Origin of the sequence: Lacisediminihabitans sp. H27-G8, assembly GCF_046156175.1 — a bacterium.
Lineage (GTDB): Bacteria > Actinomycetota > Actinomycetes > Actinomycetales > Microbacteriaceae > Lacisediminihabitans.
Genome location: NZ_JAYLVL010000001.1, coordinates 1 through 14628, shown reverse-complemented (window position 1 = coordinate 14628; position 14628 = coordinate 1). Strand labels below are relative to the sequence as shown.

General features: G+C 65.1%; 16 protein-coding genes. 5 read left to right on the top strand and 11 right to left on the bottom strand.

Annotated features, from left to right (window positions below):
- Position 1: 1 nt before the first annotated feature.
- From VLI63_RS00080 to VLI63_RS00050, 7 genes are all read right to left on the bottom strand, one after another.
- The gene (locus tag VLI63_RS00080) at positions 2–565 is read right to left on the bottom strand and encodes a DUF3090 domain-containing protein (protein ID WP_409154887.1); all 564 of its coding nucleotides are present in this window, start codon (positions 563–565) and stop codon (positions 2–4) included.
- Positions 566–574: 9 nt separating this feature from the next.
- Positions 575–1285, bottom strand: coding sequence for a histidine phosphatase family protein (locus VLI63_RS00075; protein ID WP_409154886.1), 711 nt, complete (start codon positions 1283–1285; stop codon positions 575–577).
- A 125-nt stretch (positions 1286–1410) separates the two neighbouring features.
- Entirely contained in the window at positions 1411–1857 is a 447-nt protein-coding gene (locus tag VLI63_RS00070) for a pyridoxamine 5'-phosphate oxidase family protein (RefSeq protein WP_409154885.1), read from the bottom strand.
- On the bottom strand, positions 1847–2920 hold the full coding sequence (locus VLI63_RS00065) for a 2,3-butanediol dehydrogenase (protein ID WP_409154884.1): 1074 nt from the start codon (positions 2918–2920) through the stop codon (positions 1847–1849). Before VLI63_RS00065 ends, VLI63_RS00070 begins: the two co-directional genes overlap by 11 nt.
- A gap of 48 nt (positions 2921–2968) precedes the next feature.
- Positions 2969–4390, bottom strand: coding sequence for an NAD(P)(+) transhydrogenase (Re/Si-specific) subunit beta (locus VLI63_RS00060; protein ID WP_409154883.1), 1422 nt, complete (start codon positions 4388–4390; stop codon positions 2969–2971).
- Entirely contained in the window at positions 4387–4725 is a 339-nt protein-coding gene (locus VLI63_RS00055) for an NAD(P) transhydrogenase subunit alpha (protein ID WP_354575582.1), read from the bottom strand. Before VLI63_RS00055 ends, VLI63_RS00060 begins: the two co-directional genes overlap by 4 nt.
- Positions 4722–5999, bottom strand: a complete 1278-nt coding sequence (locus tag VLI63_RS00050; protein ID WP_409154882.1) for an NAD(P) transhydrogenase subunit alpha — start codon at positions 5997–5999, stop codon at positions 4722–4724. The genes VLI63_RS00055 and VLI63_RS00050 overlap by 4 nt, the downstream gene beginning before the upstream one ends.
- 350 nt (positions 6000–6349) lie before the next feature.
- Between VLI63_RS00050 and VLI63_RS00045 the strand changes: the two genes are divergently transcribed.
- Complete coding sequence (locus VLI63_RS00045) at positions 6350–6478, top strand: hypothetical protein (RefSeq protein ID WP_409154881.1); 129 nt, start codon at positions 6350–6352, stop codon at positions 6476–6478.
- Positions 6479–6598: 120 nt separating this feature from the next.
- Positions 6599–7990: an NAD-dependent succinate-semialdehyde dehydrogenase gene (locus VLI63_RS00040; RefSeq protein WP_409154880.1), complete on the top strand. Its 1392-nt coding sequence runs from the start codon at positions 6599–6601 to the stop codon at positions 7988–7990.
- A 104-nt stretch (positions 7991–8094) separates the two neighbouring features.
- On the opposite strand, the gene VLI63_RS00035 is transcribed toward VLI63_RS00040, so the two are convergent.
- Together VLI63_RS00035 and VLI63_RS00030 are read right to left on the bottom strand one after the other, a co-directional pair.
- Entirely contained in the window at positions 8095–8646 is a 552-nt protein-coding gene (locus VLI63_RS00035) for an OsmC family protein (protein WP_409154879.1), read from the bottom strand.
- Positions 8647–8763: 117 nt separating this feature from the next.
- Positions 8764–9114, bottom strand: a complete 351-nt coding sequence (locus tag VLI63_RS00030) for a cupin domain-containing protein (RefSeq protein ID WP_409154878.1) — start codon at positions 9112–9114, stop codon at positions 8764–8766.
- 183 nt (positions 9115–9297) lie between these two features.
- Here VLI63_RS00030 and VLI63_RS00025 point away from each other — a divergent pair, with 183 nt between their 5' ends.
- Positions 9298–10275: a malate dehydrogenase gene (locus VLI63_RS00025; RefSeq protein ID WP_409154877.1), complete on the top strand. Its 978-nt coding sequence runs from the start codon at positions 9298–9300 to the stop codon at positions 10273–10275.
- Positions 10276–10334: 59 nt separating this feature from the next.
- Here the strand turns inward: VLI63_RS00025 and VLI63_RS00020 are convergent, their stop codons facing one another.
- Positions 10335–10937: a helix-turn-helix domain-containing protein gene (locus tag VLI63_RS00020; RefSeq protein WP_409154876.1), complete on the bottom strand. Its 603-nt coding sequence runs from the start codon at positions 10935–10937 to the stop codon at positions 10335–10337.
- 181 nt (positions 10938–11118) lie between these two features.
- Here VLI63_RS00020 and VLI63_RS00015 point away from each other — a divergent pair, with 181 nt between their 5' ends.
- A complete protein-coding gene (locus tag VLI63_RS00015) occupies positions 11119–12240 on the top strand; it encodes a Zn-dependent alcohol dehydrogenase (protein WP_409154875.1) in 1122 nt (373 codons plus the stop codon).
- Positions 12241–12242: 2 nt separating this feature from the next.
- Positions 12243–13679: an APC family permease gene (locus VLI63_RS00010; RefSeq protein WP_409154874.1), complete on the top strand. Its 1437-nt coding sequence runs from the start codon at positions 12243–12245 to the stop codon at positions 13677–13679.
- A 526-nt stretch (positions 13680–14205) separates the two neighbouring features.
- Here the strand turns inward: VLI63_RS00010 and VLI63_RS00005 are convergent.
- Positions 14206–14628: hypothetical protein (locus VLI63_RS00005; protein ID WP_409154873.1), on the bottom strand; the 423-nt coding region annotated here is incomplete at its 5' end.

Sequence of the window (14628 nt, the reverse complement as noted above, 5' to 3'; positions counted from 1 at the left end):
GTCAGAGATCGCCGGGAAGCGTGTGGACGTGCCCGTCCGGGTCGATCGGCGACCCGCAGACGGAGCAGATCGGACGACCGGCACCCACCACCTCGAGAGTGCGCTTCGCAAAGGCCCGAGCCGTGCCGACCGGGATCCGCACCATCAGCATCTCCGCCGGCTCTACCTCAACGGGCTCCGGGTCGAAGGGGCTCGCATCGTCGTCCTCGGTCACCACGAGGGGGTAGGCCTCGATCACGATCTGGGCCGTCGAAGGATCCCAGCCCAGGCTCATCACCCCGGTGCGGAACTCGGCATCCACGGGCTGTTCGAGCGGATCATTGTCGACGAGCTCGATCGGAGTCTCCACCGGCACGCTCGCCGGGTTGCCTTCGGCGTTCATCAGCTCGTCGAGGATCTCTTCGATCTTCTCGGCGAGGAGTGCGGACTGCTCCTTCTCGATCCCGACGCTGACCACTCGCCTTCCGGCCCGGGCCTGAAGGTAGAAGGTGCGTGCACCGGGTTCACCGACGGTGCCGACGACGACCCGATCGGGCCAGTCGAAACCGTGAACGATGGTTGGCATACCCACATCCTACGAGGGGGATGTGGGTGGTTCCTCAGCGTTGCCTGCGCCGCCGCCCACCGGTGCGTCCCCGGCCGGGGCGACAGCGCGCAGCCAGGAGAGGTCGCCGGAATCGGTGTTGGTGCCGATGACCTCGGGTCGACGCGTCCCGTACCGCACGATCGAAACGGATGCCGGGCCGACGCTGATCCGCTGGAACAGGTCGAGGTGCATCCCGAGGGCGTCCGCGAGGATCGACTTGATGATGTCGCCATGACTCACCGCCACCCACACGGCGCCTGGCCCATGCTGCGATTCGAACGCCGCATCGTGATGCCGAATCGCGGCCACGGACCGTGCCTGCATAGTCGCCATCGACTCGCCGCCGGGAAATATTGCCGCCGAGGGGTGAGACTGCACCACGGACCAGAGCGCCTCAGACGCGAGATCCTTGAGGGCTTTGCCCTGCCATTCGCCGTAGTCGCACTCGGTGATCCCTTTGTCCAGAACGATCCCGGCGAGATCGGCCCGGTGCGCGATGATCGCCTGTGCCGTCTGCCGGCAGCGCTCGAGGGGACTCGAGACGACTCCGACGAGGGGAACCGCAGCGAGACGCGTCCCGACCCGTCCCGCCTGTTCACGCCCGAGGTCGTCGAGTCGCACCCCGGCGGCTCGCCCCGCGAGCACGCCGGCGACATTCGCGGTGGTGCGACCGTGCCGCACGAGGATCACTGTGGCCATGTGCTCAAGCCTAGACATCGTCCCCGGGCGGACTGACCCGCCGACGCCCTAAACCGCATCGAGTCGGGAGTTGTTGCGGGTCTCACCGAAGCGAAGTCGCATCATCTCCCGAGTCGATCGAACTGCTAGAACCGTCCGATCGGCAGGCGATGCTCGAACAGTCGCCCACGCAAAGAATCGGGGGTGATTCGAACGTAGACGTAGGTCTGAATCGGCACCCACGGCGGCAGAGAATCGAGTTCCTGGTCGGTCAGGGTGGGATCGAGATCCAGGTGGGCTGCGTGGCCCTTCAGCATGACACTCCAGACACCGCCGTCTGTCTCGGCATCCACCTCGAAGACAACGTGCCGATTGTGTGTGAGCTCGCGGAGTTTCGACCCCTCGGCGGTGCGGAAGAGGATCGTCTCGCCGTCACAGAGATAGTTGACCGGATAGATGTCCGGACGGTCGCCCTCGCTCAGTCCCAGGTGACCGAAGTTGCGGCCCCGCAGCAGATCCCAGCTCGCCGCATCGGACAGTTCCTCGACCGTGCCCTGTGGTGACCAGCCGTCTTCCGTCGTGTCATGCGACATCGGATACCTCGGGGCTGACGATGATCTTTACCGCGGTCTCCTTGTGGTCGATGAGGGTGTCGAATCCTTCGTCGATGAGCCGGTCGAGGGTGATACGGCCGGTGATGAATGGCAGGAGATCCACCTTTCCCGCCTGCACGAGGGCGATGGTCGCGGGGTGATCGTTGACGTAGGCGATGGTGCCGCGCAGGTCGATCTCCTTGAGCACGAGCTTCTGCATGTCGATAGTGGCCGGTTTGCTCCAAATGGACACGTTGACGATCACACCGGCGGGCTTCACCAGGTCGTAGAGCTGATCGAGCACCGCGTTGACGCTGGTGCACTCGAACGCGACATCCGCTCCGACGCCGTCGGTCAGCGCCAGAACCCGAGCGACCACATCGTCCGTCGTCGGGTCGATCACGTGATGCGCGACCCCGGTCGAAATGGCCTTCGCCTTACGCGCGGCGCTGGGCTCGGACATGATCACCGTGATCCCCTCGGCCTTGAGCACGGCGGCGAGGAGGAGCCCGATCGGTCCGGCACCCCCGACGAAGGCGACGTCGCCGGGTTTCGCACCGCTGCGCACGAAGGCATGGTGCCCCACCGACAGTGGCTCGATCAGAGCGGCCTGGTCAAGGGGGATGTCGCCGATCGGATGCACCCACCGCCGGTCCACGACGATCTTCTCGCCCAGTCCGCCTCCGCCTCCGGCGAGACCGATGAAGCCCATCTTCGTGCAGAGGTTGTAGTTGCCCGCTATGCACGGTGCACACTCACCGCAGACGAAATACGGTTCGACGACGACGTTCTCTCCCACGCTGAGGTCGGTGACCCCGTCTCCGAGGGCGGAGATCGTTCCGGAGAACTCGTGGCCCATCGTCACGGGCTCCTGCTCGTGAGTCAGAGGATGGGGGTGACCAGCGGGCGGAATGAAGAGGGGTCCCTCGAGGTACTCGTGCAGGTCGGTGCCGCAGATGCCGCACCAGGCGACGTCGATGGCTACCGCTCCCGCTCTCAGCTCTGGTTCTGGGATGTCGTCGATGCGAATGTCTTTGCGTCCGTGGAAACGTGCGGCTTTCATGAAAATCTGCTTTCTCTTGCGATGATGTCGTCGTGAACGTGAGGTGGATCAGGCGGTGACGTACTCCTTCACCGCCGTCGTGATATCGGCCAGGCCTTTCTTCGCGTCGGCGAAGAACATGCCGGTCTTCGGGTCGGTGAACAGCGGATTGGTGATGCCCGCATAGCCCGGACGCATCGACCGCTTGAGCACCACTACCGACTTAGCGTGGTCGACATCGAGGATCGGCATGCCGGAGACGGCATTGCCAGGCTTCCTCGCGTCGGGGTTGCAGACGTCGTTAGCGCCGACGATGAGCGCGACATCGCAGTTGCCGAAGGCCGCGTTGGCCTCGTCGAGCTGCAGCATCTGCTCGTACGGCACATTCGCTTCCGCGAGCAGCACGTTCATGTGGCCCGGCATGCGCCCGGCAACGGGGTGGATCGCGTACTTGACGTCGATCCCGTGATCGGTGAGCAACTTGGCGAGCTCCGCGACCTCGTGCTGGGCCTGCGCGGCAGCGAGCCCATAACCGGGCGCGATGATCACGTGCTGGGCGTAGGCGAGCTGGATGGCGACATCATCGGCGGTGAGTTCACGCACGTTCGTGAGATCGGCCGCGGCGGCTCCGCCCGCGGTCGCCGTGTCACCGGTGCCGAATCCCCCCAGGATGATCGCCCCGACCGAACGGTTCATCGCCTTGGCCATCTGCAGGGTGAGGATGGTGCCGGCTGCGCCGACGAGGGCACCGGCGATGATGAGCGCCTGGTTGTCGATCGCGAAGCCGGCCATGGCGACGGCCAGCCCGGTGAATGCGTTGAGAAGAGAGACGATGACCGGGGCATCCGCCCCGCCGATCGGGAGCACCATGAGCACGCCGAACACGAGGGAGGCGACCATGATGACCAGGAGGATCAGAAGGTTCGGCGGCACGATGAGCAGCAGCACTCCAGCGCCGACCGCGATGAGGGCGACGATCACATTCAGCACTCGCGCGCCCGGGAAGGTGAGCGGCTTGCCGGAGATGATGCCCTGGAGCTTGCCCGCCGCGATGAGCGAACCGGAGAAGGTGATCGAGCCGATGAGCACATCGAGCACGATCGGAATGGAAACCGTGAGGTCGAGGGATGCCCGGCTCAGGTTGGCGACGAAGTCCGCGAAAGCCACGGCCGCTGCGGCCCCACCTCCGACGGCGTTGAAGACGCTGACCAGTTGCGGGATGGCGGTCATCTTCACCGTGCGCGCCCGGATGACCCCGTAGCTCGCGCCGACTGCTGCCCCCAACACGAGGGCACCCCAACCGATCACGTTGCCGCCGAAGTCGACGAGGGCGAACACGATGGTCGTCAGTACGGCGATGGCCATACCTCCGGCGGAGATCAGGTTGCCCTGCCGGGCCGTGGAGGGAGCGCGCATCTTGTGCAGCCCGACGACGAAGAGTGTCGCCGCGCCCAGATAGAAGATTCCGACGAGGAATTCGAACATGCTCATGATGCGACCTCTTCGCCCGTGGCGGGTGGGGCAGGTGCGGCGGTGGGGGCGGGATGCGGCCGGGTGAACATCTGCAGCATCCGATCGGTGACGACGTAACCGCCGAACACATTCGCCGCCGCGAGCACCGCGGCGATGAACGTCAGCACGTAGGCGGCCGGGCTGCTCGCCACGGACGCGATCACGATCGCGCCCGCGATGACCACGCCGTGGATGGCATTTGCGGCCGACATCATCGGGGTGTGCAGGGTGGACGGGATCTTGCTGATCACCTCGACCCCCACCAGGAGGCTCAGGATGAAGATGGCCAGATTGCCGAACAGGGTGTCGATCATGATGCCTTCACTTTCGATGCTTCAGGCTCTGCCGGGAGAGCGTCGAGCTGCAAAGCCGTGCGGACCGCCGCGTTGGTGACGGTGCCGTCGTAACTCACGACGATGTTCTTGTGCACCTCGTCCGTAGTGTCGATCACGACAAGGTTCGCCGGTGCGAGGGAGGCGATGACGGCGATGACGTTTCGCCCGTACATCTGGGAGGCGGAGGCCGGCAGGTCGGAGGCGAGTTCGCCCGCTCCGATGATCGTGACCCCTCCGGCCGTGACCATGGTCTTGCCGTCGATGGAACCGGCGACGTTCCCGCCCTTATCGCTCGATCCGAGGTCGACGCACACCGTTCCGGAGCGCAGGTTCTTCTGGGTGGCTTCTGAGACCAGCTCAGGGGGAGTGCGACCGGGGACCTTCGCCGTCGTGATGATGATGTCGAAGTCGAGAAGGGCCTTGGCGAGTTCGGCCCGCTGGGTGGTTTGCTCCGCATCGGTCATCGCACGGGCATAACCCCCCTTTCCGGCACCCTGGGCGACGGACGAGGTGAGGAACTTGGCTCCGAGCGATTCGACCTCACCGCGCGATGCCGCCCGGACGTCGTATCCGGTGACCACCGCGCCCAGGCGCTTCAACGTCGCGATGGCCTGCAGCCCGGCCACCCCGGTACCGATCACCATGGCCTTTGCCGGGGTCGCGGTACCGGATGCCGTGATCATCATCGGCAGATAGCGACTGTAGGCCGCCGCCGCAACGATTCCGGCGCGATACCCGGCCGCACTCGACTGCGAACTGAGCGCATCCATCGACTGGGCACGGCTGAGAGTGCGGGGAAGCAGCTCGAGGGCGACGGCGGTGACGCCCCGGTCCGCGAGATCCGTGATGCCGGGGAGGTGATTGAGCGGATCGATGAGCCCCACCAGCATCTGCCCGGATCGCAATGCCCCCGCGAGTGAGTCGTCGGGAAACCGAAGGACGGGGATGACCGTGCACGTCGCAATGATCTGCTTTCGCGGAACCACTGTCGCACCGGCCTCGGTATACGCCGCATCCTCGAAGCCCGCGCTCGCTCCGGCCCCCGACTCGACGGAGACGACTCGACCGTCGGCGGTGAGTCGTTTCACGGCTGCGGGGTCGAGGGCGACCCGGCGTTCACCCGCCGCGGATTCCTTCAGCAGCCCGATGGTCAATGCGGGGGTCTCGCTGCCCGATGGCGCTGTGGTGTCTGAAGTGGGCTCCGTCGTTCCACCGGGAGCGCTGGGAGGAGTGGCGGTGATCGACGTTTCCATGGGATCCCTTGCTGGGTGGCGATGCGTTTCACCGACGACCCGGGCGATGGACAGCCCGTTGCCGCAGCGGTGAACGGCTTACAGTCCAACAGCCGGTCACCATCCAAGTCGAGGGACCTAGGTCCCGAGCATCGATCGCGAGCTCACCCTGCACTGGGTTTAAAAGCAGAGTCCATGCCCGTCGGGGAGATCGTTCCCCAGGCCCTCGCTGCCACCGAGCGGGGCAGGACCGTCGTCATTGCCGGCATCCACCGGGCTGACATCCCCGCCATGAACAACGAACGTGACCTGTTCTACGAGCGCGATCTGCGAACGGTAACGGCGAAAACCAGGACGGAGGGGATGCCTTTTTGCGGACCGCCCACCACCTCGCGCTTGCGCCAGAGGTCACCGTCTACGCCTTCGCTACAGTCGATGTCGCCGTGGATGACCTCCGCGCCGGCCGGGCGTCGGGCTCGCTCTCGATCGCGTTGAGCTGACAACTCGCCTGTGAACCGAGCTCGAACGGAGTGCTGAAGGCCCAAAGTCCCTAGTAGCGTCCGGCAGCGATGTGAGGCTCGAAGACGACGCAGCGCCGCTGCAGAAAATGGTCCTTCGACATGACGTATCAGACGATCAATCCCTACACCAATGAAACTGTCGCGACCTTCGCCGATGCGACGCTTGAAGAGGTCGACGCTGCCATTGCTGCCGCACACAGTGCGTTCCTCGCCTGGAGGGAGACCCCTTTTTCGACCAGGACGGCTGTTCTCGCCAAGGCAGCCGAGCTGTTGCGCGCCGACAAACGTCGCTATGCGGAGCTCCTCACCCTCGAGATGGGCAAGGTGATCGGAGAGGCGGAGGCCGAGGTCGACCTGTCGGCGGACATCCTGCAGTACTACGCCGAACATGGTGAGTCGTTGCTCGAAACGATCACCGTGCCCGTGGCTTTTGCCGCGGAGGGAGAGGTCGAGATCGTGAGCCAGCCGCTCGGTGTGCTTCTCAGCGTCGAACCATGGAATTTCCCGTACTACCAGGTGGTTCGCGTGGCCGGCCCGCAGCTGCTTGCCGGCAACACGATCCTGCTCAAGCACGCCAGCAACGTACCCCAGGCTGCCGCGATGTTCGACGACCTCTTCGAGCGCGCGGGTCTTCCAGCCGGGGCATTCAAGAACCTCTACCTCCCACACAACCTCACCGAGTACGTCATCAATGACCCCCGCGTTCGTGGCGTCGCCCTCACGGGCAGCGAGGAGGCGGGCGCGATCATCGCCGCGTACGCCGCCAAGGCCGTGAAGAAGAGCACCCTCGAGCTCGGTGGCTCGGATGCGTTCGTGGTGCTCGCCGACGCCGACATCGACAAGACAGTGCAGTGGGCCGTGTTCGGACGCCACTGGAATGCCGGGCAGGTCTGCGTGTCCGCGAAGCGCTTGATCGTGGTCGACGAGGTCTTCGACGAATTCATGGAGAAGTACCGCGCCGGAGTCACCGCGCTGAAGATGGGGGATCCGATGGATCCGGCTACAACCCTCGCCCCGCTCTCGTCCCAGGGAGCCGCCGACAAGCTGGCCGTCCAAGTCGAGAAGGCCATCGCCGGCGGCGCCACCGCCGAGACTCTCGGCGAGAAGGTGCCCGCGAATGGCGCCTTCTACCAGCCGACGATCCTCACCGGAATGACCAGCGCGAACCCCTCGTACTTCGAGGAGTTCTTCGGCCCGGTCTCCATCATCATCCGTGTGAAGGACGAGGCAGAGGCGATCACCGTCGCCAACGACTCGCCGTTCGGCCTCGGCGGATCCGTGTTCACCAGGGACACGGTCAACGGGGAGAAGGTGGCCCGCAAGATCGAGACCGGGATGGTCTACGTGAACCACCCGACCATGGTCAAGGCCGACATCCCGTTCGGTGGAGTGAAGCACTCCGGCTATGGTCACGAGTTGACCAATCTCGGCATCCAGGAATTCATCAACAAGAAGGTCATCGACATCGTCGACATCAACGCTGCGTTCTGATCTGAGCCAGCCCGCCTTCTGACCGAAGAACGGCCCGCCGGTGACTTCGCCGGCGGGCCGTTCTCGTGGCGTCGGCACACGGATGTGCGGTGCGCTCGCGCCTGTCAGCCCTTGACCACCGCGACGCTCACGGGGGTGGGGTTGGCGAAGAGGTCGAGTACAGGGCAGTGCTTGTCGACGACCTCGCGCAGTTCTTGGTACCGCTCGTCCGACTCCGGTCCGGTGAGGGTGATGTCGAGACGGATGTCGCTGAAGCCGGCACGCACGCCCTCATTGATGCCGAACAGCTTGCTGGCGTCGAGGTCGCCTTCCGCAACGACCGAGATGTCGTCGACCCGGATGCCGAGCGCCTGCGCATAGAGGCGGTAGACCACGACCTGGCAGGAAATGAGGGCGCCGAGCGCAATCTCGACGGGACTGGCGGCGACGTCATCACCGGCGAGGGCGGCAGGTTCGTCCACGAGGAAGCGGTGCTTGCCTGCGGTGATGGCGGAGGCCACCGAGCCTTCGCCTCGGCCCTTCACCCGGTAGGTGAGGTGAGCCTGTGCGGGGTCGGCGGCGATGCGTGAGCCCCAGGAGGCGCCGGCGGCGGTGAGTCGTTCGGCACGGTCCACCGCGCTAGAGGTCGGTGCTGTGGCTGAGTCGAGAAGTGTCATGGCCACACCATATGGTCGACCGCGCGGCATCCGTCGAGCGTTACGTCACACGGCGTCTCGGGGCGTAACACCGGGAGATCGGCTACCGCACAAGCGGAAGTCGGTGGAGGGCCCACGTCAGGCTGTTGACACCGACACGATATCCACCGAGATCTCGACGGCTGGTGTCGTGCCCGTGTTCTCCAGCCAATGCTCGGTGTCACTGTCTTCCGGCCACCCCGGGCCGGGCCCGTACTCCGTGCTTTCGCCCTCCCGGTGGTCGGTGATCGTTCCCTGCAGGACATAGACCGAGCCCGGTCTGCCCACGTGGTCGTGCACGGGGCCGAAGACCCCTCCGGGGTCGATGGTCACTTTTCGCATCCTCAGCTGGCGCCCCGCCATACCCGCGATCTCGGGGCCGAGGTCCACCGCCGAGAGCAATTCGATTGACACGCCCCGCGACGCCGGTGCCGCCTGATCACCGCTCATGTCATGTTCTCCTCTCGGTCGCCGCGCTGCGAAGATGCTGGCCAACATTGTCCGTCACGATCGCGGCGAGGTCCATAGTCACCGCATCCGGCGCGTTCCGTTAAGATCCTCGGATGCTGAGAGGCGGGCCGATCGTTCGGCTTGCGGCCCTTCATTCCTGGTCGAGCGGCGTACTGTCGAAGTGTGAAAATCACCGTGACCGGCGCAGCCGGACAGATCGGCTACGCCCTCCTCTTTCGCATCGCGTCCGGCGAGATGCTCGGCCCGGATGTCCCGGTCGAGCTGCGACTGCTCGAAGTACCGCCGGCGATGCGAGCCGCGGAGGGGATCGCGATGGAGCTGGACGATTGTGCCTTCCCGCTGCTCACGTCAATCGACATCTCGGATGACGCGACGCACGCCTTCGACGGCAGCAGCGTTGCGCTACTGGTCGGCTCCCGACCGCGCACGGCGGGCATGGAACGCGGTGACCTCCTGGCGGCCAACGGCGGTATTTTCGGGCCGCAAGGTCGCGCGATCAACGATTCGGCGGCGGCCGATATCCGCGTTCTGGTCGTCGGCAACCCGGCCAACACCAATGCCTTGATCGCGGCCGCGCACGCCCCGGATGTACCGTCCTCACGATTCACCGCGATGACCCGACTCGACCACAACCGGGCACTGTCACAGCTCGCACGTCACCTCGATGCGCCCGTCTCCTCGCTCTCCCGCCTGGCCATCTGGGGCAATCATTCGGCCACGCAGTATCCGGATCTCAGCCACGCGCTTCGCTCCGGTGATCCCGTCACGGTGGATCAGGGCTGGGTCGAGAACGAGTTCATCCCCACGGTCGCCCAGCGCGGAGCGGCGATCATCGAGGCTCGCGGTTCCTCGTCTGCCGCATCCGCAGCCAATGCCGCCATCGACCACATGCGCGACTGGGTCCACGGCACGACTACGGGGGAGTGGACCTCTGCCGGCATCGTTTCGGACGGCTCGTACGACGTCCCGGCAGGGCTGGTCAGCTCGTTCCCCGTAACCTCATCGGGCGGGGACTGGCAGGTTGTTCGCGGACTTCCGATCGACGAGTTCTCCCGGTCGCGCATCGATGCCTCGGTGGCGGAGTTGCTCGAGGAACGCTCTGCGGTGGCAACGCTCGGGCTGCTGCCGGGGCAGGCCTAGCCGCGATAGGGGACGTCGGTCCCTTCTTACAGCCGGAATTCCTGAACCGCTGGGATCGCTCAGCCGCGCAGTGCCGGAGGCAGCAGGTCACGGGGGAGTGGCGGCGCGATAACCCAGAGCACCTCCGTTTCGGCATCGGTCGCGTTGGACCACTCGTGCAGAAGACGAGCAGAGAATGTGGTCGACTCTCCGGCCGACAGTGGGCGGGGCACCGAGTCGACGATGAGGTCGAGCTCGCCCCGCAACACGATTGCGAAGATGGTGACGGCGTCGAGGGCGTAGGCACCAGCAGAACCTCCTCCGGGTCGGAGCAGGGTGCGCATCACCTGGATCAGTTCCTCATCCCGCGGGGTCAAGAGGTATTCATCGATGTCGACTCCGCCCATGTCAAGCGGGGACCCCTTGCGCACTACGGTCTCGACCGGATAGTCGAAGAGTGAGCCGATAGTGATGCCTATCGCGTCACAAATACGCAGCAGGGTCGGCACCGAGACTCGCGAGTGACCGCGCTCGAGCAGGCTGAGAAATCCCTTGGTCACGCCGGACCGCTCGGCGACCTCGAGGAGGGTCAGTCTGCGGGACTTGCGCAACTGCCGGAGCCTCGGGCCTGCCTCGTTCATGCCGGAGGAGGTGTCGCGCAGGTCGGAGGGCTGGTGCGGCATCCGTCTCCTACTGGTCGATTTTCGGCGAATCGTTGACAAGTCGCGCGGCCTCTGCCACTCTGCATCAAAGTTTAGTGCTGCTAAACCTCGCCGCCGTCGCCGAAAAAGAGGTCTCAATGTCCGACACCGCCATCTTGGCACTAGCAAGCCTTCCGGTCCCGCACTCGATTGGGGTGCCGCGATGAAGGCCATCGTTTTCGAAGCACCGGGTTCGACGCCCGTTCTCGCGGAAGTGGATCTCGCGCACCCCAAAGCCGGTGAGGTGGAGGTGACCATCACCGCGGCGGGGGTGTGCCATTCCGATCTGCACGTCATCTCCGGGGACTGGGACATCTCGACGCCTGTTGTACTCGGTCACGAAGGATCGGGCGTCGTCAGCGCGCTCGGACCGGGCGTCACCGATCTGGAGATCGGCGATCACGTCGTGCTGTCGTGGGTGCCCGCCTGCGGTGTCTGCCGATATTGCCTGGCCGGCAGGCCCGCGCAGTGCGTGCTGGTGGCCGAGGTGGTTGCGCCCCTCGGTGTGCTGCACGACGGTACGAGCCGGCTGACGCAGCAGGGCCGCACCCTTCACCACTACCTCGGCGTCTCCTCCTTCGCCGAGCGGGTCGTCGTACCGGTCTCCGGCGCTATTCGAGTGCGCAAGGATGCCCCGCTCGACGTTCTCGCGCTTGTCGGCTGCGCCGTCGCCACCGGGGTCGGGGCGGTGACCAAGACGGCGAATGTGCAGCCGGGGTCTACCGTCGCCGTGATCGGCTGCGGCGGGGTCGGACTCAATTGCATTCAAGGCGCCCGACTGGCCGGCGCCGCGCGCATCGTCGCCGTCGACATCATGCCGGAGAAGCTGGAGCTCGCCCGCCGACTCGGTGCCACGGATGTCATCGACAGCAGCAGCACGGATGCCGTGAAGGCGCTGAAGGAGGCGGTGCCGGAGGGTCTCGACTACGTCTTCGATGCCATCGGCAAGATCTCCACCACGGAGCAGGCCATCGCCGCGCTCGGACTCGGGGGAGCAGCCGTGATCGTGGGGCTGCCGCCCACCGGGCAGCATGCCCGGTTCGATCCCCTTGCTCTTGCCGAGGCCGATCAGCGCATCCTCGGATCAAACTACGGGTCTGTCGTTCCGCAGCGGGACATCCCGTGGCTCGTCGACCTCTACATGTCGGGCGAGCTCGATCTCGAGTCTCTCGTCTCCGCGCGCCGCCCGCTGTCCGAGGCGCCGGAGGCCCTAGCCGACCTCGCCGCCGGACGCGCCCTTCGGCAGTTGCTTATCGGCTCCCCAACCCCCATCGAAACGGAGTAGAAGTGTCCACAGTCTCAACGCCCGCCACCGATCACAGCGGAGGCCTGGCCCGCCGCAGCGTCTCTCCCTTCGAAGTGGGGGCTCAAAGCGTCGCCAATGTCGCTCCCAGCGCCGTCATCGCGTTCGGGCCGGCCCAAATGGCGGCATCCGCGGGAAACGGTGCGTGGTTCTCGTTCTTCGTCGGCACCGTCATCGTGCTGGTGATCGCATTCTCCATTGTCACCTTCGCCCGCCGCCGGGCGGGGGTGGGGTCTCTTTACTCGCTCGTGCGTCCCGCCCTCGGACCGACCGGATCATTCGTCACCGGCTGGGCGCTGTTCCTCGGAGTGATCGGAATCGCCGCTGGATCGCTCTGTGGCGCCGGGTTCTTCCTCTCGACCTTCCTCGGCCACTTCGGCGTTACGGCGCTGGACGGGATCCTCGGGCAGATCATCCTCGATCTGCTGCTGCTCGCGGGGGCGATCTTCCTCACCATCACGAGTGTTCGCGTGTCGGCGCGGGTATCCGCCACGCTGGAGGTCATCTCGATCATCGCCATCACGGTGACCCTCGTCATCATCTACTTCAAGAGCGGCAACGTCTTCGACAGCGCGCAGTTCACGCTGACCGGGTCGACCTTCGGTGGCATCGTCTTCGCCGTCGTCATCGCCATCCTCGGCTTCGTCGGATTCGAGAGCGCGGCATCACTCGGAGCCGAGTCCAAGGACCCGTTCCGCGCGATTCCGCGGGCCGTCATGGGCAGCGCGATCCTCGCGGGTTTCCTCTACATCTTCGCGACCTACTCCCAGGTGGCTCAGTTCAAGGGGGGAGCCGCCGCGCTGGCGAAGAGCGCGTCGCCCATGGATGACCTCACCAGCCAGTGGGGCCTCGGATTCCTCCAGCCGGTACTCGACTTCGGCTTCTGTGCATCGTTCTTCGCCGTCGTCGTTGCCTGCATCACGGTGGGGGCCAGAATCCTGTTCGGTATGAGCAACGAGGGCATTCTTCCCGCCTTCCTCGGCCACGCTCATCCGCGGCACAAGACGCCCTCCAAAGCGATTTGGCTCATCGTGCCGATCGTCGCGATCCCGGCGATCGCGGTGCTGTCGACGGGAGTCGCGCCGCTGTCAGCGACCACCTACATCGACACGGTCGGCGTCTTCGGCTACATGGTGAGCTACGCCCTGGTCTGCGTCGGGGCTCCGTTCTTCCTCAAGAAGCTCGGCGTCAAACGCGTGCTCCTCGCGACCGTGATGGGAGTCATCGGAGTGGCGTCTCTCGCCTACGTGTTCTACGCAAACGTCTTCCCCGTACCGGCCTACCCGTTCAACACGCTCCCGTACTACTTCCTCGGCGGCCTCGTGATCGGGATCGTCGGTTACGCGATCCTGCGGGCGCGGCACCCGGAGGTCGCCGAACGCGCGGGTACCTTCGCGGACGACTCCGCCGCCGTCGAATAGGGCGCGTCTCGCTCTTTCCAGGGCGGTTGTTTCGCCCTACCTTCCGGCGCAGGGACGGTCCAGCACTGCACGCTGACGAGACAATCCAAGCTCCAGGCCAGGTCGCCCGCATCACCCGGCTCGTGCATATGCTCACTCGAACGGTTCGGCCCGCCAGAAATCACTCTGGCGGGCCGATCGTGCGTTAACGCGATGTTCTGTCAGTGGCCGATCGGGCAGAAGAGCTCCATCAGGGCACAAAAAATGGGTCAGACAACTGTTGACCAGTTGTCGTGACCCATCTTCAGATCCAGCCCGGTAACGGCTGAATTCACTGCTGTGGGTGATTCGGACAATTGATTTTGCCCCGCCATCATTGGCCACTTTTCGATAGCTCCGAAAGCCATTCCACGGGATAACTCCCGAGATTCCACGAAGCACCGTACTTCCCAGCAATTCCGGGGGAGTGCAGGAGTCCGACGCGATTCACACAATCAGTCGGACTCAATGCGGAATGCTGTCCCCGAACCAACGTGTTCGAGACCGTTTAGGAAGTAGCCGCAGCGTTTCTGACCGCATCCGGCAGGCTCTCCCATGCAGTTTTCCCACCGCACATCTTCAGCACCGTGGTCAGCCGGATCCTTTCAGCGCCGTACTCAACTAGGGCCGCACGCGGCACGACGAAGAAGCTCCACTGACTCACATCGAGCTGATCATATTTCGAGTGTTCTTCTTCGAGGTGAGCACAGAACACGTAGACGTCGGCGTTGAGCTGCTTCCCTGCTGGATCCTCACCCTCTCGGGGTGTCCACCGCGTCCCCTTGAGACCGCCAAATTCGATTGTGAATCGCCCTGGGTATCGTTCCGCTCTTTCCTTTTGGAGGATGGAACTATGACTAACCCTTATCCGGCGGAGTTTCGTGAGCGTGCGCTGCGGATGCTTGCCGAGGCTCGACCCGATCACCTGTCT

What these genes read in the sequence shown, in the direction of transcription:
- VLI63_RS00055 (WP_354575582.1), bottom strand. Translation starts at nt 4,725, where the DNA reads ATGATCGACACCCTGTTCGGCAATCTGGCCATCTTCATCCTGAGCCTC.
- VLI63_RS00060 (WP_409154883.1), bottom strand. Translation starts at nt 4,390, where the DNA reads ATGAGCATGTTCGAATTCCTCGTCGGAATCTTCTATCTGGGCGCGGCG.
- VLI63_RS00050 (WP_409154882.1), bottom strand. Translation starts at nt 5,999, where the DNA reads ATGGAAACGTCGATCACCGCCACTCCTCCCAGCGCTCCCGGTGGAACG.
- VLI63_RS00080 (WP_409154887.1), bottom strand. Translation starts at nt 565, where the DNA reads ATGCCAACCATCGTTCACGGTTTCGACTGGCCCGATCGGGTCGTCGTC.
- VLI63_RS00035 (WP_409154879.1), bottom strand. Translation starts at nt 8,646, where the DNA reads ATGACACTTCTCGACTCAGCCACAGCACCGACCTCTAGCGCGGTGGAC.
- VLI63_RS00070 (WP_409154885.1), bottom strand. Translation starts at nt 1,857, where the DNA reads ATGTCGCATGACACGACGGAAGACGGCTGGTCACCACAGGGCACGGTC.
- VLI63_RS00065 (WP_409154884.1), bottom strand. Translation starts at nt 2,920, where the DNA reads ATGAAAGCCGCACGTTTCCACGGACGCAAAGACATTCGCATCGACGAC.
- VLI63_RS00030 (WP_409154878.1), bottom strand. Translation starts at nt 9,114, where the DNA reads ATGAGCGGTGATCAGGCGGCACCGGCGTCGCGGGGCGTGTCAATCGAA.
- VLI63_RS00075 (WP_409154886.1), bottom strand. Translation starts at nt 1,285, where the DNA reads ATGGCCACAGTGATCCTCGTGCGGCACGGTCGCACCACCGCGAATGTC.
- VLI63_RS00020 (WP_409154876.1), bottom strand. Translation starts at nt 10,937, where the DNA reads ATGCCGCACCAGCCCTCCGACCTGCGCGACACCTCCTCCGGCATGAAC.
- VLI63_RS00015 (WP_409154875.1), top strand. Translation starts at nt 11,119, where the DNA reads ATGAAGGCCATCGTTTTCGAAGCACCGGGTTCGACGCCCGTTCTCGCG.
- VLI63_RS00040 (WP_409154880.1), top strand. Translation starts at nt 6,599, where the DNA reads ATGACGTATCAGACGATCAATCCCTACACCAATGAAACTGTCGCGACC.